This is a genomic window from Pseudoxanthomonas sp. F11 (genome assembly GCF_037046485.1).
Classification (GTDB): Bacteria; Pseudomonadota; Gammaproteobacteria; order Xanthomonadales; family Xanthomonadaceae; genus Pseudoxanthomonas_A.
In genome coordinates this window covers 626,109-642,960 of record NZ_JBANLZ010000002.1, presented here as the reverse complement: position 1 = coordinate 642,960, position 16,852 = coordinate 626,109, and the positions used below count along the sequence as shown (strand labels likewise).

Genomic DNA, 16,852 nt, shown 5'->3' with positions numbered 1-16,852 from the left:
TACACATCGGGTCCAAATGATGCGATAGTCCGCCCCGACTTCGGCGTCTGGGTTCCATACCGGGGAAGGTTGGGGGGAACCGTCGGGGGCACTGAAAGTTGGCACACATCCTGCTCCATCTTCCTAGCCACGTGCAGCCGTTCGCGCGGCGCCCACGGTCCATGCTAGGGACACGGGGCATGTGTGTCCCTACCATCCAAGCCAATCCTGAAAGGGGAATTGTTATGAAGAAGAACATGCAGGGCTTCACCCTGATCGAACTGATGATCGTCATCGCCATCCTGGGCATCCTGCTGGCCATCGCGATTCCGGCCTATCAGGACTACACCATCCGCGCCAAGGTGTCGGAAGGTCTGAACCTGGCTGCCGCCCCGAAGCTGGCCGTCGCTGAGTACCAGCAGTCGAATGGTGAGTTCCCCGGCTCGGCTGTTTCGGCCGGCTATGAAACGGTCTCCACCACCATCGTCGATAACATCGACATCGGCGCTGATGGCGTGATCACGATCACCTATGCGGACCCGCCTGAAATTGCCAACGCCACGATCACCCTGACCCCGGCCACCGCCACGGGTGGCGCGGTCACTTGGCGCTGTGAAGCTGGCACGCTGGAACCCAAGTACACCCCGTCCAGCTGCCGCAACTAAGCGACTCTCTGGTCAGGGCCGTGCCCTGGTCCTGATGGGTCTGGAAAGGTCCCGCCTCGGCGGGACCTTTTTTTTGAGGTGCACATGACACTGCTTCGCTCTCCTCTCTTCACCGTCCTCGCGGCACTCGCCGCAGCCTTCGCAGTCTATTGGACCGGCCTGCACGGCGGCTGGCTGCTCGACGACGCCACCAACCTGGACATCTTCCCGCGCTGGCTGAAGGGCGAAGCGGTCTGGCAGGAGGTCGTGGGATACCATGCGGAGGGTTTCGTCGGCCGGCCGGTTGCGATGGCCAGCTTCATGTTGAGTGCCGCGCTGGGTGGCTATTCCCCTTTCAGCTTCAAGCTGGGCAACCTGATCCTGCATGCTTTGAATGGCGTGCTGGTCTATCTGCTCTATCGACGCGTTTCGCGCGTGGCGGGGCTTACAGCCAGTCCCTGGCCGGCCGTCATCCTGATGGCGGTGTGGCTGCTGCATCCGTTGTTCGTGAGCACCACGCTCTACGCTGTGCAGCGCATGACCATCCTGGCGACGGGGTTTGTACTGCTGGCGTTGATGGCCTATCTGGCGGGACGACAGGCGCTACAGGAGGGCCATACCATCAAGGGGCGCGGCCTGTTGTTCGTTGCCCTGCCCCTGCTGGTGCTCCTGGGCACGCTGTGCAAACAGAATGCGGCGATCACACCCCTGCTTTGCGGCATCATCGAGATTGCTTTCCTGCGGAGCCGCCTGCCGTCGGGGCGCCGCGACGCCCTCGCGTTCTACGCGCTCTTTATCGCGCTGCCCATGCTGCTGGCATGTGGGCTGTACCTCGCAAAACCTGAATCGTTCGTCATTTCGTACAGCGAGTACGACTTCACCATGGCGCAGCGCCTGCTGAGCCAACCCCGCGTGCTGATGGATTACCTGGGCCAGCTCCTGATTCCACGCGGCCCGCGCATGGGCATCTTTACGGATGACTATCCTTTTTCGACGAGCCTGATGGCGCCGCCAACCACGCTGCTGTCGATCATTGCGCTGGCGGCCATCAGCGCGTTCGCCATCGCGGTAAGGAAGACGGCGCCCCTGGTGTTCGCGGGCTGGTTCTTTTTCCTGGCTGCGCACGCGATCGAAGCCAGCTTCCTGCCCCTGGACCTGTACTTCGAACACCGCAACTATCTGCCGGCCATCGGTCTGTTCCCGGCGGTCGCCGGCCTTTTCCAATGGGCACTCGCGCGCATCCCGTCGCACGGGCAACTCGCCCGCACCGCGCCGCTGTTGGCAGGCCTTGTTGTCCTGCTCCTGGCCGGCGCCACCTGGGCGCGTGCCAGCGTCTGGCGGGACACCGAGGTCATGATGGCGCAGGCAGCGCCGCGCCATCCGCACTCGCGATTTCTGCAGATGACGCTTGCCCAGCTGGCGATGAACCGTCAGCCGCCGGACGTGGAAGCCGCTCGGGGCTACCTGCACCTGCTGGCCCAGAGTCCCAATCCTTCGAATCGCGCCTCCAGCTACATCAACCTGGCGGCCATCGACTGCCTGCAGCAGCGACCCCTCGACCCGAGCGTCGTGACAGGCCTGGCCTCGCAAGACAAGGTCACCCCAGGCCCGGGCACCGTGACCTCCGTCAACAACCTGGCCAAGCTGGTCATGTCGCGCGGATGCAATGGCATCACCAGTCGCACTTTCGCCGATGGGCTGGTGAAGTGGCTGAACAAGGATGCACACTCCGAAAGCGTCCGCGCCAAATCCCGTCTGCGCGTGACGGCGTACTCGCTTTACTTACATGCAGGCGACTTGACTTCAGCCTGGGATCAACTAGATATCGCCTGGAAGAACGGTCGTCAGGAGCCGGGCACCGCGTTCGCACGGCTCGACCTGATGGTGCGCTCGGGCAAAGCGGAGCAAGCGAAACAGTTTGCTATGGAACTAGCCCAAGAGGCGGATATGCGGCGTGGCAGGAACCAAGACATCCTGCAGGCGTATATGGAATTGCTCGAGCGCGGCTCGAATCCCAGCCATAATCAAGCGCGATGAGGGACTCTGCTCGGCAACTGGAGATTGCATCCGGGTCCGTGTGGGCCGATAGTCAGAACGTCCCGACATCCCATTTACTATGGCCCGGGAATTGCTTGTTTTTCCCAGGTCCACGCCACGGTACGCCTATGAACGCTGTCGCCACTCCCGCCGCCAATCTCGTCGGCATCACCGGCATCGCCCGCCGCCTGGTCCAGGACGGCGCGATGGATGAAGCCACCGCGCGCAGCGCGATGGCCAACGCCTCCGAGGCCAAGGTGCCATTGGCGCAGTGGGTGGCGGAGAAGCGGCTGGTGGCCCCGGCCCACTTGGCCGCCGCCAACGCCATCGAATTCGGCATGCCGCTGATCGATGTCACCGCGTTCGACCCCGCCCACCACGCCGTCAAGCTGGTCAGCGAGGAACTGATCCAGAAGCACCAGGTGCTGCCGCTGTTCAAGCGCGGCGGCAAGCTGTTCGTCGGCACCAGCAATCCCACCCAGACCGCGGCCCTGACCGAAATCCAGTTCCACACCAACCTGGTGGTGGAGCCCGTGCTGGTCGATGATGACCAGCTGCGTCGCACCCTGGACCAGTGGCTCAACGCTGCCAGCAACCTGTCCGGCACCTTCGGTGGCGACGACGACGAGGGCCTGGACAACCTGGAGGTGGGCACCGACGACGACATGGGTGCCGGCAGCGACAGCGCCGTCGACGCCAAGGGCGACGACACGCCGGTGGTCAAGTTCGTCAACAAGGTGCTGGTGGACGCCATCAAGCGCGGCGCCTCGGATATCCACTTCGAGCCCTACGAAACCGACTACCGCGTGCGCCTGCGCATCGACGGCATCCTCAAGCAGGTCGCCAAGGCACCGGTGAAGCTGAGCTCGCGCATCGCCGCCCGCCTGAAGGTGATGTCGCAGCTGGACATCGCCGAGAAACGCGTCCCGCAGGACGGCCGCATCAAGCTGAACCTGTCCAAGACCAAGCAGATCGACTTCCGCGTCAGCACCCTGCCCACGCTGTTCGGCGAGAAGATCGTGCTGCGCATCCTGGACGGCAGCGCCGCCAAGCTGGGCATCGACAAGCTGGGTTACGAGCCGGACCAGCAGAAGCTGTTCGAAGACGCCATCCAGAAGCCCTACGGCATGGTGCTGGTCACCGGCCCCACCGGGTCGGGCAAGACCGTGTCGCTGTACACGGCGCTGGGCATCCTGAACGACGAGGTCCGCAACATTTCCACCGTCGAGGATCCGGTGGAAATCCGCCTGCCCGGCGTGAACCAGGTGCAGCAGAACACCAAGCGCGGCATGACCTTCGCCGCCGCCCTGCGCAGCTTCCTGCGCCAGGACCCGGACATCATCATGGTCGGCGAAATCCGCGACCTGGAAACCGCCGAGATCGCCATCAAGGCCGCCCAGACCGGTCACATGGTGCTGTCCACCCTGCACACCAACGACGCCCCGCAGACCATCGCGCGCCTGATGAACATGGGCATCGCCCCGTACAACATCACCAGCTCGGTGACCCTGGTGATCGCCCAGCGCCTGGCGCGCCGGCTATGCCCCAAGTGCAAGAAGCCGGTCGAACTGCCCAAGCCCGCCCTGCTGGCCGAAGGCTTCACCGAGGCCGAGATCGACCGCGGCTTCACCCTGTACGACGCGGTCGGCTGCGACGAGTGCACCGAGGGCTACAAGGGCCGGACCGGCATCTACCAGGTCATGCCGATGTCCGACGACATCCAGGCCATCGTGCTGGAAGGCGGCAACGCCATGCAGATCGCCGCCGTCGCCCAGAAGGCCGGCATCCGCGACCTGCGCCAGTCCGCACTCATGAAGGTCCGCAATGGCGTCACCAGCCTGGCCGAGATCAACCGCGTCACCAAGGACTGAGGCCGCCGCCCTCCGGACGGTCGCGCCGCCATGGGGGCGCCCACGCCATGCGTGGTATCGGGCGCCTCGATCCGTCCAGGGTGGTGCGGCCGGCGCGCTTCCGCCCTGTGTATATCGCCGAAACCCGGCCCCCGTCACAGGCGGGGTGCTTCCCTCCACGCCATAACCGGCTACCATGGGTGGAGACAGTCCGGGTGGGGAAAGCCGGACAGGGGAAAACCGAATGGCCGTCACTCGTTCCGCCGTCAAGAAAGCGCCCGCGCCCGTCCGCGAGAACCCGCTGAACCTGTTCGTCTGGGAAGGCACCGACAAACGCGGCGTCAAGATGAAGGGCGAGCAAACGTCCAAGAACGCCAACAGTCTGCGGGCTGAGCTACGCAAGCAGGGCATCACGCCCACCGTGGTCAAGACTAAGCCCAAGCCGTTGTTTGGTTCGGCCGGCAAGCCCGTGACCCCGAAAGAGATCGCTTTCTTGAGCCGTCAGCTGGCGACGATGATGAAGTCCGGCGTGCCCATCGTGACCTCACTGGAGATCATCGAGGGGGGGCAGAAGAACGTCCGCATGAAGAAGATGGTCGAGCAGATCCGCTTCGACATCGAGGGTGGCGCTTCACTGTCCGAGGCCATCAGCAAGTTCCCCGTGCAGTTCGACGAGCTGTACCGCAACCTGGTCCGCGCGGGCGAGAGCGCGGGCGTACTGGAGACGGTGCTGGACACCATCGCCAGCTACAAGGAAAACATCGAGACCCTCAAAGGCAAGATCAAAAAGGCGCTGTTCTATCCTGCGACCGTCATTGCGGTCGCCCTCCTGGTCAGCGCGGTACTCCTTATTTTCGTGGTTCCCCAGTTTGAGAACGTATTCAGACAGTTTGGCGCCGATCTCCCGGCGTTCACCAAGCTCATCGTGAATGCGTCTAGGTTCATGATCTCTTACTGGTGGCTGGTCTTTGGCGGCATTGCTGCCGCGATCTTTGCCTTCATCTTCTTCAAAAAACGCTCACTTGCGTTTGAGCACTTTCTGGATCGGATGACGCTGAAGATCCCGGTGATCGGGCAGATCATGCACAACTCGTCCATCGCCCGCTTCGCGCGTACGCTGGCCGTCACCTTCAAGGCCGGCGTGCCGCTGGTGGAGGCGCTGGACACGGTCGCCGGCGCCACCGGCAACACGGTGTACGAAAAGGCCGTGCATCGCGTACGCGATGACGTGTCGGTGGGCTATCCGCTGAACATGTCGATGAAGCAGGTGAACCTGTTCCCGCACATGGTCATCCAGATGACGGCCATCGGCGAGGAGGCCGGCGCGCTGGACGCCATGCTGTTCAAGGTGGCCGAGTACTACGAGCAGGAGGTGAACAACGCGGTGGATGCGCTGTCCAGCCTGATCGAACCCTTCATCATGATCTTCATCGGTGCCGTGGTGGGCGCCATGGTGATCGGCATGTACCTGCCCATCTTCAAGCTTGCCGCGACGATGTAAGCTGGCCCGATGGCATTCCTGGATCAACACCCCGAGCTGGGGTACCCGGTGGTGGCAGGCTTGGGCCTGCTGGTGGGCAGCTTCCTCAACGTGGTCATCCTGCGGCTGCCGCGGCGGCTGGAGTGGGAGTGGAAGCGCGACGCGCGCGAGGTGCTGGAGGAGCCGGAGATCTACGATCCCCCGCCGCCCGGCATCGTGGTGGAGCGCTCGCACTGCCCCCACTGCAAGACGCCGCTGTCGTGGTACGAGAACATCCCGCTGTTCAGCTGGCTGGTGCTGCGCGGCAAGTGCCGCCACTGCAAGGCCCCCATCTCGCCGCAGTATCCGCTGGTCGAACTGCTGACCGCGCTGCTGGCGATGGCCTCGGTGTGGCGCTTCGGCTTCGGCTGGCAGGGGTTCGGTGCGGCGCTCTTCAGCTGCTACCTGGTGGCACTGAGCGGCATCGACCTGCGCACGCGCCTGCTGCCCGACCAGCTGACGCTGCCGTTGATGTGGCTGGGCCTGATCGGCAGCCTGGACAACCTGTACATGCCGGCCAAGCCGGCGCTGCTGGGCGCGATCGCCGGCTACGTCTCGCTGTGGCTGGTGTGGTGGCTGTTCAAACAGGTCACCGGCAAGGAAGGCATGGGCCGGGGCGATTTCAAGCTGCTGGCGGCCATCGGCGCCTGGGTGGGGCTCAACGGCGTACTGCCGACGCTGCTGCTGTCCTCGGTGGTCGGTGCAGTGATCGGTTCGGTATGGCTGGCCACGCAGGGCCGCGACCGCGCCACGCCGATTCCGTTCGGCCCGTACCTGGCCATCGCCGGCTGGATCGTGTTCTTCTGGGGCCCGCAGATCATCGACGCCTACCTGCGTTTCGCCGGGCCGAAATAGACCGCAGGCTCTCCGGCCCAGCATGATCGGCGCATGAGCGACTACTTCATCGGACTCACTGGCGGCATCGCCTCGGGCAAGAGCGCGCTGGAAAAGGCGTTCGCCAAGCAGGGCGTCGTGGTGGCGGATGCCGACCTGATCGCGCGCGAGGTCGTCGCCGCGGGTGAACCGGCACTGGCCGCGGTGGTGGAACGTTTCGGGCGCGACGTGCTGCAGGCCGACGGACAGCTCGACCGCGCGGCGCTGCGGGTGCGCGTATTCGGCGACCCGGACCAGCGGCGCGCACTGGAGGCCATCCTGCACCCGGCCATCCGCGCACGGCTGGAGGCGATCTGCCGGGCCGCACCTGGGCCCTATGCCATCGCCACGGTCCCGCTGCTCACCGAGGGCGGCGGCCGCGCAGCGTATCCGTGGCTGCACCGCATCCTGGTGGTGGACACTCCCGCTGCCGTGCAGAAGGCGCGGCTGATGCAGCGCGACGGGATCGACGCGGTCCTGGCCGACCGGATGATGGACGCGCAGGCGTCTCGCGCGGAGCGGCTGGCACTGGCCGACGACATCGTCGTCAACGACGGCGACCTCGCCCATCTGCAACGCGCGGCCGATCAGCTGCACGCCCGCTACGTGGCACTGGCCTCCAGCACGCCGTAGGCGCGGGCCATGCCCGCGATGCTCTTTCGAGCACGGACGGGAAAGCATCGCGCCCGAGGGCGCTCCTACAAACCCATCGCAACACCTTGTAGGAGCGGGCCATGCCCGCGATGCTCTTCGAGCACGGACAGGAAAGCATCGCGCCCGAGGGCGCTCCTACAGAGCCCACCACGCCACCCCGCAGGAGCGGGCCATGCACGCGATGCTCTTCGAGCACCGACGGGAAAGCATCGCGCCCTAGGGCACTCCTACAGCGCCTTCGCTCCGATTCCCCATCCACACCGCATCCCAGAACGGTAGTCGCCCACGCGCTTCACCAGCCCTGTCCTGACGGGATTGGCGACCAGATAACGCGCAGCTCCCCTCACGTCATCGTCACCGCGTAACAAGCGCTCGTGATAAGCCCGTGCCCAGAGCGCGCCGGTACGCCTCGCCTCTTCGTTGTAGGCACGCGCTGTGGCGGACTTGATCCGATTCATGATCGAGGCAAGATGATCGCCGTCGCCAACCTGGACCAGCCAATGCCCGTGGTCCGGCATCAACACCCACGCCAGCAGTCGCGAATCGCGGCAGACATCGGGGGCGAGATGGCGGCGCGCGGCCACGCAGGTGGGTGCGAATTCACCGAAGAAGGGTTGCCGTGCCAGGGTGGTCGCGGTCACCAGGTACACATGGCCTGGCAGATCGACACGATGACGCCGGAGCGCTGCATGACCGGCATGCGGGAAGACGAGAGGCGGCATGCGAGCCAGCTTCTTGGCTGGCATGCGACACGAACATCAGGGATTGCCGCGCTGAAGCGTCAGATATAGGAACGGGCCATGCCCGCGACGCTCTTCCACCGAGGATAGAGAAGCATCGCGCCCGAGAGCGATCCTACACACCCATCGCATACCCTTGTAGGAGCGGGCCACGCCCGCGATGCTCTTCGAGCGCCGACGAGAAAGCATCGCGCCCGAGGGCGCTCCTACAGAGCGCGCCGCACCACCCTGCAGGAGCGGGCCATGCCCACGATGCTCTTCGGGCGCGGACAGGAAAGCATCGCGCCCCAGGGCGCTCCTACAGACCGCGCCATACCGCCTTTGTAGGAGCGGGCCATGCCCGCGATGCTCTTTCGAGCACGGACAGGAAAGCATCGCGCCCCAGGGCGCTCCTGCAGAGCCCACCAAGTCCGCGATGCGCTACAGCGCCGGCCACAACCCCCGAATGGCCGCGATGCCCTGCGCGCCATGCCGACGCGCATCGGCGATGTCGGCAGCCGTCATGCCACCGATGGCGTAGATCGGCAGGGAGGCCCCTTCGCGCAGGCGGGCGAAACCGTGCCATCCGAGCGCCTCGCCGCCCGGATGGCTGAGCGTGGGATGCACGCTGCCCACCACCGCGAAATCGCAGCCCAGCGCCTCCGCTTGCCGCAGGTCCTCGGGCGTGTGGCAGGAGGCCGCCACGGGCACGCCCTGCTCCAGCGGTCGCGCCACCAGACCGGCCAACTGGTTCGCACGCAGGTGGACGCCCACCTGCAGGTCGCGCGCCAGGTCGATGTCGCCGTTGAGCAGCACCTCGACGCCCGCCTGCCGGCATCGCGCGACCGCCTGCGTCGCCAACGCGCTCCAGGCGTCGCCCGACAGCGCGCGCGCGCGTACCTGCACGCGACGCAGCCCCGTCGAGAGGGCCTGCTCGAGCGCGGCCAGCCATCGGCCCGGATCCTCCGGTTCCGGCGTGACCAGGTAACGGTCCGGCTGCAGCAGCGCCGCCACCACCGGCCGATCCGCGGGCGGCATGTCGTAGCGCGTCAGCTTGTCCGCCGGCACCCACGCCAGCGCCTGTCCTTCGTGCCCTCGCGGCGTGCCGCTCCAGCCCGTCAGCTGCCGCACCTCCAGGCACAGCCGCTTGTCGGGGTACTGCTGCGGGACGCTGATGAGGTGCGCGCCCACGCGTGCCTCGATGCCCAGTTCCTCGCGCAACTCCCGCACCAGCGCATCCTCGGGGAGCTCCCCGGGTTCCTGCTTGCCGCCGGGAAACTCCCAGCGCCCGGCCAGGTCACGGCCTTCGGTACGGCGGGCCAGCAGGATGCGGCCACGCGCGTCGGTGATGACGGCGGCCATGACATGGATCGAACGCAACGGAGTCGGCATGAGGGAAGCTTGCCGGGAACACGCGGGTAGACGCAAATAGCATCGCCTCCGCCTACCGCAAAGAAAAAGCCGCGCAATGCGCGGCTTTTTCTTTTGGACGATGCCGCCAGGCCTCAGGCCAGCTGGCCGTGGCAGTGCTTGTACTTCTTGCCGCTGCCGCACGGACAGGGGTCGTTGCGGCCGACCTTGGGTGCATCCCGGTGCGCCGGCATGGGGCCGGACTGCACGTAGCCGCCCTGGGCCGCCGCCAGCCGCTGCGCTTCCTCGGCCTCTTCGTCGGCGCCGTAGCCGCCGGCATCCTGGTGCTGGAACTGCATCTGCCGCGCCTGCGCCTCGGCCATGGCACGCTCCTGCGCCTCCAGCGCCGCGACTTCCTCCTCGCTGCGGATGCGGACGCGCGAAAGCAGGGTCACCACTTCGCTCTTCACCCGCTCCAGCATGCTGGAGAACAGTTCGAAGGCCTCCTTCTTGTACTCCTGCTTGGGCTGCTTCTGCGCGTAGCCACGCAGGTGGATGCCCTGGCGCAGGTAGTCCATGCGGGCCAGGTGCTCCTTCCAGTTCTTGTCGAGCACGGTCAGCATGATGTGCTTTTCCAGCGCGCGCATGGTCTCCTCGCCGATCACCGCTTCCTTGTCGGCGAAGTGCTTGTCCATGGCCTCCTGCACGCGGCGCTCGATGGTTTCGGCATCCAGTTCCTCGGCTTCCTCGCGCCAGCGGCTGACGGGAAGGTCCACGCCCATTTCCTCGGCCAGCTCGCGTTCCAGGCCCTGCAGGTCCCACTGTTCGTCCACCGAATTCGCCGGCACGAAGCGGGCCACGGTCTCGGCGACCACGTCGCCGCGGATGCCATCGATGTTCTCCTTCACCGATTCGGCTTCGAGCAGCTCGTCGCGCTGGGCATAGATCACCTTGCGCTGGTCGTTGTTGACGTCGTCGAAGTCCAGCAGGTTCTTGCGGATGTCGAAGTTGTGCGCTTCCACCTTGCGCTGCGCCTTCTCGATCTGCCGGCTGACCAGCCGGTCCTCGATGACGTCGTCTTCCTTCATGCCGATCAGCTTCATCGCCTTCTGGACCCAGTCCGAGGCGAAGATGCGCATCAGGTTGTCTTCCAGCGACAGGTAGAAGCGGGACGAACCCGGATCGCCCTGGCGGCCCGAACGGCCGCGCAGCTGGTTGTCGATGCGGCGCGATTCGTGGCGTTCGGTGCCGACGATGTGCAGGCCGCCGGCCGCCTTCACCGCGTCGTGGCGCTTCTGCCATTCGGCCTTCACCGCGGCGCGCGCGGCCTCATCGGCGTCTTCGCCCAGCGCTTCGTATTCGGCTTCCAGCGAGCCGCCCAGCACGATGTCGGTGCCGCGGCCGGCCATGTTGGTGGCGATGGTGATCGCGCCCGGGCGACCGGCCTGCGCGACGATGTGCGCTTCGCGCTCGTGCTGCTTGGCGTTCAGCACTTCGTGCGGCACGCCGGCCTTGTTGAGGAAGTCGGACAGCATTTCCGACGTTTCGATCGACGTCGTGCCCACCAGCACCGGCTGGCCGCGCTGGTAGCAGTCCTGGATGTCGGCCAGCACCGCCTTGAACTTGCCCTGACGGTTGAGGAACACCTGGTCCGGCGAATCCTTGCGCACGGTGGGGCGGTTGGTCGGGATGACGATCACTTCCAGGCCGTAGATGCTCTGGAACTCGAACGCTTCCGTGTCGGCCGTGCCGGTCATGCCGGACAGCTTGCTGTACATGCGGAACAGGTTCTGGAACGTCACGCTGGCCAGCGTCTGGTTCTCGCGCTGCACCGGTACGCCTTCCTTCGCCTCGACCGCCTGGTGCAGGCCGTCGGACCAGCGACGGCCCGGCAGCGTACGGCCGGTGAACTCGTCGACGATGACCACTTCGCCATCGCGCACGATGTAGTCCACATCGCGCTGGTAGATGGCATGCGCGCGCAGCGCGGCATTGAGGTGGTGCACGACGGACAGGTTGTTGGCGCCGTACAGCGGCTCATCCTCGCTGATGATGCCGGCCTGCAGCAGCAGTTCCTCGGCGTGCTCCATGCCCGCTTCGGACAGGTGCACCTGCTTGCCCTTCTCGTCGACCCAGTAGTCGCCTTCGGCCTCCTCGTTCTCCTGCTTGACCAGCTGGGGGACGATGCGGTTGACGCGGATGTAAAGCTCCGGGGATTCGTCGGCCGGACCGGAGATGATCAGCGGGGTGCGCGCCTCGTCGATCAGGATGGAGTCGACCTCGTCGACGATGGCGTAGTGCAGGCCGCGCTGGAAGCGGTCTGCCTTCGACATCGCCATGTTGTCGCGCAGGTAGTCGAAGCCGAACTCGTTGTTGGTGCCGTAGGTGATGTCGGCGGCATACGCGGCGTGTTTGTCGCCGTGCGGCATGCCCGGGTAGACCACGCCTACGCTCAGGCCCAGCCAGTTGTACAGGCGGCCCATCCAGGCCGAGTCGCGGCGGGCCAGGTAGTCGTTCACGGTGACGACGTGCACGCCCTTGCCTTCCAGCGCGTTGAGGTAGGTGGGCAGGGTGGCGACCAGCGTCTTGCCTTCGCCGGTGCGCATTTCGGCGATCTTGCCCAGGTGCAGCACCATGCCGCCGATCAGCTGCACGTCGTAGTGGCGCATGCCCAGCACGCGGCGGCTGGCCTCGCGGCAGACGGCGAAGGCTTCGGGCAGGATCTTGTCGAGGGCTTCCCCGCCGGCGATACGCTGCTGGAACTCCGGCGTCTTCGCCTTCAGCGCCTCGTCGGACAGCTTCTGCAGCTCCGGCTCCAGCGCGTTGATCTTGTCGACGATGCGTTGCAGCTGCTTGAGCAGGCGCTCGTTGCGACTGCCGAAGACACGGGTAAGCAGTTTGTTGATCATGTAGGGAACCGGATGGGAAAGGAACGCCGCGGCCCCGCGGTGTCGCGGGCCCAAAACGAAACAGGGCGCAAGGCGCCCTGTCTGGCAACACCGTATTGTAGCTTGGGGCGCCGCCCGGGGAATCAAGGCGGACCGTCAGACCGACTGCACGTGGGATGGTTCCCGGACGCCGGCACTGGCGTCGAGCCTGCTCGACGCCGCATCGCAGCCGGCACCGGTCCCGGGCCAGGCAGCGGAGCAGGCTCCGCGCGGCGCCAGATCGCGGTCAGCCGCGCTTGACGGGCTGGCCGACCGGTGTGGGGCCTTCGCCCAGGAACTTGCGCGGATTGACCACGCGCCCGTTCTCCCACACCTCGAAGTGCACGTGCGCACCCGTAGAGCGACCCGTCGAGCCGGCCTTGGCGACTTCCTGGCCCACGCGGACCAGATCGCCCGCGCGCACGGTCAGGCGCGAGTTGTGCGCATAGCGGGTGACATAGCCATTGCCGTGGTCGACATCCACCACGTTGCCGTAGCCGCCCTTCACGCCGGCGAAGCTGACCACACCGTCGGCGACCGCCAGCACGGGATCGCCGACGCTGGCCTTGAAGTCGATGCCCTTGTGGTACTGGCCACCGCCACCGAACGGATCGGCGCGACCGCCGAAGCCGGAGGTGATGTAGCTGTTGGCGATCGGCATGCGGCCCGGCGTGGCGTTCCGGTCCAGTTCGCGGTTGAACAGCAGCGCTTCCAGCACGGACAGCTGGCGACCCGAGGCGGCGAACTGCTGCTCGAGCTTGTCCACGCCAGCGACCAGTTCGGCGGGCTTCATGTCGTAGGACACATCGTTGCCGCCCACGCCCACCGGCTCGTTGAAGTCAAATTCCCCGTCCTGCAGCTGGCCCACGCGGGTCAGGCGTTCGCCCAGGGCGTTCAGGCGGTTGGCCTGCGCCTGCAGTTCGCCAAGGCGCGCGGCCATGGCGTTGATTTCCTGCTGCGCGCCGCGGCGCACCTGCTCCAGTTCCGCGTCGCGCTGCTCGGCCTTGGCCTGCAGCAGCGAAACCTGCGCCATGCCGGCGACGCTGCGCCCGGCCACGCCGATCAGCAGGCCCGCGGCGACCAGCACCGAGGCACTGGCCAGCGGACGCGCATGGAAGGCAAGACGGATGCGGTAGGCACCATGGGCGGACGCATGGGCCCACCAGGTACGCGAATTGTTTACGATGGTCTTAAAGCTCATAGATACCGATGTCTGATTCGAAGTCCAAGCCGCGCCGTACCGGCATCGCACAGCCTGCCCTGCAGGCTGCCCTGACCGATGCCGCCACCGACCCGGTGCGTCGCGCCATGTGGCTGGACGCCTTGGAACAGCAGCTTCGCCCCTGCCTTCCCCCTGCCCTGGCGCCGCATTGCCGGTTGGCGAACGTGGCGGGCAAGCGGCTCGTTTTTATCGTCGACTCCCCGGTGTGGAACGCCCGGCTACGCCTGGCGGCACCCGAATTGATCAACGTGGCCCAATCCATCGGACTGACGGTCACCGAAGTCACCGCCAAGACGCGCCTCGCGCCGGTCGTGAAGTCCGCGCAGGCAGCGGTCGTACCCGTATCGGAGGCCTCCCGCAGAGGGCTGCAAGCGGCCCTCGACCTCCTGTCGGCCCCGGACTCCGCCGGTACCCCCACCCCGCAGGGCGGTCATCGCGGGCGCCGGAAAAATTGACCCGGCCATCACGAAGGACGGGGCATGGTACCGGCCACCGTTGGTCGGGACGTTAGCCAAACGTTAGAAAAAGGTTATTTTCGGACCTGAAATCCGACGTGGTTCACAGTTTCGCCAAGGCGTAACCATTTCCGCACCACCGCGTGACGGGGGTGGGGAACCGGGCGACAGCAGGGTCACCGTCCGGAGGGGACGCGCGTCTCAGACCGCCAGCGCAGGCGTCGCATAGGTGACCGGGGACGGCGTGGCGCGGTCCTCGAAGGTCACCTCTTCCCAGGCCGAGGTCTCGGCCAGCAGGGCCCGGACCAGCTTGTTGTTCAGCGCATGGCCCGACTTGAAACCCTCGTAGGCACCCAGGATCGGGCGGCCGGCGAGGTAGAGGTCGCCGATGGCGTCCAGGATCTTGTGGCGGACGAACTCGTCCGTGTAGCGCAGGCCGTCCTCGTTCAGCACGCGGAACTCGTCCAGCACGATGGCGTTGTCCATCGAACCGCCCAGGCCCAGGTTGCGCTCGCGCATGTATTCCAGGTCGCGCATGAAGCCGAACGTGCGCGCGCGCGCGACTTCCTTGATGTAGGCGCCGGTGGAGAAGTCCACCTCGGCGCGCGACTGCGAGGCCGGGATCATCGGGTGGTCGAACTTCACCGTGAAACCCAGCTTGAAACCGTCGTACGGCTCGAAGCGCGCCACCTTGTCGCCTTCGGTCACTTCCACCGGGCGGGTGATGCGGATGAAGCGCTTGGGTGCGTCCTGCTCGGCAACGCCGGCGGACTGGATGAGGAACACGAACGGGCCGGCGGAGCCGTCCATGATCGGCAGCTCGGCCGAGGACAGTTCCACGTAGGCATTGTCGACGCCCAGGCCGGCCATCGCCGACATCAGGTGCTCGACCGTCTGCACCTTGGCGCCTTCGCAGGTCAGGCCGGTGCACAGCGTCGTCTCGGTGACCAGCTCGGCGCTCGCGGGGATCTCGACCACGGGATCCAGGTCGATGCGCCGGAACACGATGCCGGTATCGACCGGCGCCGGACGCAGCGTCATGTAGACCTTTTCGCCGCTGTGCAGCCCCACGCCCGTCGCGCGGATCACGTTCTTGAGGGTGCGTTGCTGGGCCATCGGCAGGAATCGCAGGTGGGGGGAACCTGAGCGGGCAGCGAGAATATCACGCAATTCGCTGAATCTTAACGAAAGAACCGGTCTATCCCACGCCTGCAACAACGACCTGTTAGGGGCGCCGGAAAGGGCTGCCGGGCCGGCGAAGGCCCGGCAGCAAAGGGACATGGCGGTGTCGTTCGGTCTTGCTCCCTCCCCTCGCGGGGAGGGCACGCGGGTGGATCAGTCCGCCTGGCGACGCAGGAACGCCGGGATGTCCAGGTAGTCCGAGGGCAGTTCCGCCGCCACCGGCGCGGAGGCCGGGGCCGACGGCGCGGGCGAAGCCGAACCCCGGCGCAGGCCCAGGCCGCTGGTGGCGGCACCGATCGGGTCCATCGAGAAGCCGTCGTCGATCGGCATGCCGGTGGTGGCGTCGCGGACCAGCTTGATCGGCGCGCGCATCGGCTCGCGCAGGTCGCCGCCGCGGCCGACCGGCTGGCGGGCGGCGTTGCGGTTCAGGCCGGTGGCCACCACGGTCACGCGCACTTCGTCCTGCATGTCCGGGTCCAGCACGGTGCCGACCACGACGGTCGCGTCTTCCGAGGCGAAGCCTTCGATGGTGCGGCCCACTTCGTCGAACTCGGCCATGGTGAAGTCCGGACCGGCGGTGATGTTGACCAGGATGCCGTTGGCGCCGTTGAGGTTGACGTCGTCCAGCAGCGGGTTCTGGATGGCGGCCTCGGCGGCGGCCTGTGCGCGGTCGTCGCCGCGGGCCGAGCCGGTGCCCATCATCGCCAGGCCCATCTCGCTCATGACGGTCCGCACGTCGGCGAAGTCGACGTTGATCAGGCCCGGGCGGACGATCAGGTCGGCGATGCCCTGCACGGCGCCCAGCAGCACGTCGTTGGCGGCGCGGAAGGCCTGGATCATCGTCGCGTTGCGGCCCAGCACGGTGATCAGCTTCTCGTTGGGAATGGTGATCAGCGAATCGCAGTGGTGGCTCAGTTCCTCGATGCCCTTCAGCGCGACCTGCATGCGGCGGCGGCCTTCGAACGGGAACGGCTTGGTGACCACGGCCACCGTCAGGATGCCCATCTCCTTGGCCAGCTGCGCCACGACCGGCGCCGCCCCGGTGCCGGTGCCGCCGCCCATGCCCGCGGTGATGAACACCATGTCGGCGCCGTCCAGTGCGTCGATGATGCGCTCGCGGTCTTCCAGCGCCGCCTGGCGGCCGACTTCCGGATTCGCGCCTGCACCCAGGCCCTTGGTAACGTTGCTGCCCAACTGCAGCTGCAGCTTGGCGCCGCAGTTCTTGATCGCCTGCGAGTCGGTGTTGGCGGTGATGAATTCCACGCCGTCCACGCTGCCGTTGACCATGTGCGCCACGGCGTTGCCGCCGCCGCCGCCCACGCCCACGACCTTGATCACCGCATTCGGGGCCATCTTTTCAACCAGTTCGAAATGTGCCATGTCCTTGTCCTCGTTTATTTAGTTATGTGGTGCTGGGTGGAACGGGTGTTTCGGTACTGCC

Annotated in this window: 13 protein-coding genes; 7 read left to right on the top strand and 6 right to left on the bottom strand. The window is 66.3% G+C overall.

Annotated features, from left to right (window positions below; all coding sequences use genetic code 11):
• The first annotated feature begins 224 nt into the window (after positions 1-224).
• The 6 genes from V8246_RS08790 to coaE all read left to right on the top strand — a co-directional run bounded on the left by V8246_RS08790 (position 225) and on the right by coaE (position 7,535).
• The gene (locus tag V8246_RS08790; protein ID WP_336188802.1) at positions 225-644 is read left to right on the top strand and encodes a pilin; all 420 of its coding nucleotides are present in this window, start codon (positions 225-227) and stop codon (positions 642-644) included.
• Positions 645-728: 84 nt separating this feature from the next.
• Positions 729-2,660: a hypothetical protein gene (locus tag V8246_RS08785; protein ID WP_336188801.1), complete on the top strand. Its 1,932-nt coding sequence runs from the start codon at positions 729-731 to the stop codon at positions 2,658-2,660.
• Positions 2,661-2,788: 128 nt separating this feature from the next.
• Positions 2,789-4,531, top strand: a complete 1,743-nt coding sequence (pilB, locus tag V8246_RS08780; protein WP_336188800.1) for a type IV-A pilus assembly ATPase PilB — start codon at positions 2,789-2,791, stop codon at positions 4,529-4,531.
• Positions 4,532-4,754: 223 nt separating this feature from the next.
• Complete coding sequence (locus tag V8246_RS08775; protein WP_336188799.1) at positions 4,755-6,011, top strand: type II secretion system F family protein; 1,257 nt, start codon at positions 4,755-4,757, stop codon at positions 6,009-6,011.
• 9 nt (positions 6,012-6,020) lie between these two features.
• Entirely contained in the window at positions 6,021-6,884 is an 864-nt protein-coding gene (locus tag V8246_RS08770; RefSeq protein WP_336188798.1) for an A24 family peptidase, read from the top strand.
• Positions 6,885-6,917: 33 nt separating this feature from the next.
• The gene (coaE, locus tag V8246_RS08765) at positions 6,918-7,535 is read left to right on the top strand and encodes a dephospho-CoA kinase (protein ID WP_336188797.1); all 618 of its coding nucleotides are present in this window, start codon (positions 6,918-6,920) and stop codon (positions 7,533-7,535) included.
• 248 nt (positions 7,536-7,783) lie between these two features.
• Here coaE and V8246_RS08760 read toward each other — a convergent pair whose 3' ends face one another.
• The 4 genes from V8246_RS08760 to V8246_RS08745 form a co-directional block, all read right to left on the bottom strand.
• Positions 7,784-8,302: a transposase gene (locus tag V8246_RS08760; protein ID WP_336188796.1), complete on the bottom strand. Its 519-nt coding sequence runs from the start codon at positions 8,300-8,302 to the stop codon at positions 7,784-7,786.
• 414 nt (positions 8,303-8,716) lie between these two features.
• Positions 8,717-9,667 carry a Nudix family hydrolase gene (locus tag V8246_RS08755; protein WP_336188795.1) on the bottom strand — a complete coding sequence of 317 codons (951 nt, stop codon included), beginning with the start codon at positions 9,665-9,667 and terminating at the stop codon, positions 8,717-8,719.
• A gap of 113 nt (positions 9,668-9,780) precedes the next feature.
• Positions 9,781-12,534 (bottom strand): preprotein translocase subunit SecA, encoded by a 2,754-nt coding sequence (secA, locus tag V8246_RS08750; protein WP_185894079.1) that lies wholly within the window; start codon positions 12,532-12,534, stop codon positions 9,781-9,783.
• Positions 12,535-12,799: 265 nt separating this feature from the next.
• Positions 12,800-13,753: a M23 family metallopeptidase gene (locus tag V8246_RS08745; protein WP_185894080.1), complete on the bottom strand. Its 954-nt coding sequence runs from the start codon at positions 13,751-13,753 to the stop codon at positions 12,800-12,802.
• A gap of 8 nt (positions 13,754-13,761) precedes the next feature.
• Here V8246_RS08745 and V8246_RS08740 point away from each other — a divergent pair, with 8 nt between their 5' ends.
• A complete protein-coding gene (locus V8246_RS08740; RefSeq protein WP_336188794.1) occupies positions 13,762-14,229 on the top strand; it encodes a DUF721 domain-containing protein in 468 nt (155 codons plus the stop codon).
• Positions 14,230-14,430: 201 nt separating this feature from the next.
• Here V8246_RS08740 and lpxC read toward each other — a convergent pair whose 3' ends face one another.
• A complete protein-coding gene (gene lpxC, locus V8246_RS08735) occupies positions 14,431-15,345 on the bottom strand; it encodes a UDP-3-O-acyl-N-acetylglucosamine deacetylase (RefSeq protein ID WP_185894082.1) in 915 nt (304 codons plus the stop codon).
• 219 nt (positions 15,346-15,564) lie between these two features.
• Positions 15,565-16,791 (bottom strand): cell division protein FtsZ, encoded by a 1,227-nt coding sequence (gene ftsZ, locus V8246_RS08730; RefSeq protein ID WP_162108386.1) that lies wholly within the window; start codon positions 16,789-16,791, stop codon positions 15,565-15,567.
• Between the last annotated feature and the right edge of the window lie 61 nt (positions 16,792-16,852).

Bases quoted from the DNA above. Each gene is read 5' to 3' on its own strand.
- ftsZ (WP_162108386.1), bottom strand. From the start codon at position 16,791: ATGGCACATTTCGAACTGGTTGAAAAGATGGCCCCGAATGCGGTGATC.
- coaE (WP_336188797.1), top strand. From the start codon at position 6,918: ATGAGCGACTACTTCATCGGACTCACTGGCGGCATCGCCTCGGGCAAG.
- secA (WP_185894079.1), bottom strand. From the start codon at position 12,534: ATGATCAACAAACTGCTTACCCGTGTCTTCGGCAGTCGCAACGAGCGC.
- V8246_RS08745 (WP_185894080.1), bottom strand. From the start codon at position 13,753: ATGAGCTTTAAGACCATCGTAAACAATTCGCGTACCTGGTGGGCCCAT.
- pilB (WP_336188800.1), top strand. From the start codon at position 2,789: ATGAACGCTGTCGCCACTCCCGCCGCCAATCTCGTCGGCATCACCGGC.
- V8246_RS08770 (WP_336188798.1), top strand. From the start codon at position 6,021: ATGGCATTCCTGGATCAACACCCCGAGCTGGGGTACCCGGTGGTGGCA.
- V8246_RS08755 (WP_336188795.1), bottom strand. From the start codon at position 9,667: ATGCCGACTCCGTTGCGTTCGATCCATGTCATGGCCGCCGTCATCACC.
- V8246_RS08785 (WP_336188801.1), top strand. From the start codon at position 729: ATGACACTGCTTCGCTCTCCTCTCTTCACCGTCCTCGCGGCACTCGCC.
- lpxC (WP_185894082.1), bottom strand. From the start codon at position 15,345: ATGGCCCAGCAACGCACCCTCAAGAACGTGATCCGCGCGACGGGCGTG.
- V8246_RS08775 (WP_336188799.1), top strand. From the start codon at position 4,755: ATGGCCGTCACTCGTTCCGCCGTCAAGAAAGCGCCCGCGCCCGTCCGC.
- V8246_RS08760 (WP_336188796.1), bottom strand. From the start codon at position 8,302: ATGCCAGCCAAGAAGCTGGCTCGCATGCCGCCTCTCGTCTTCCCGCAT.
- V8246_RS08740 (WP_336188794.1), top strand. From the start codon at position 13,762: ATGTCTGATTCGAAGTCCAAGCCGCGCCGTACCGGCATCGCACAGCCT.
- V8246_RS08790 (WP_336188802.1), top strand. From the start codon at position 225: ATGAAGAAGAACATGCAGGGCTTCACCCTGATCGAACTGATGATCGTC.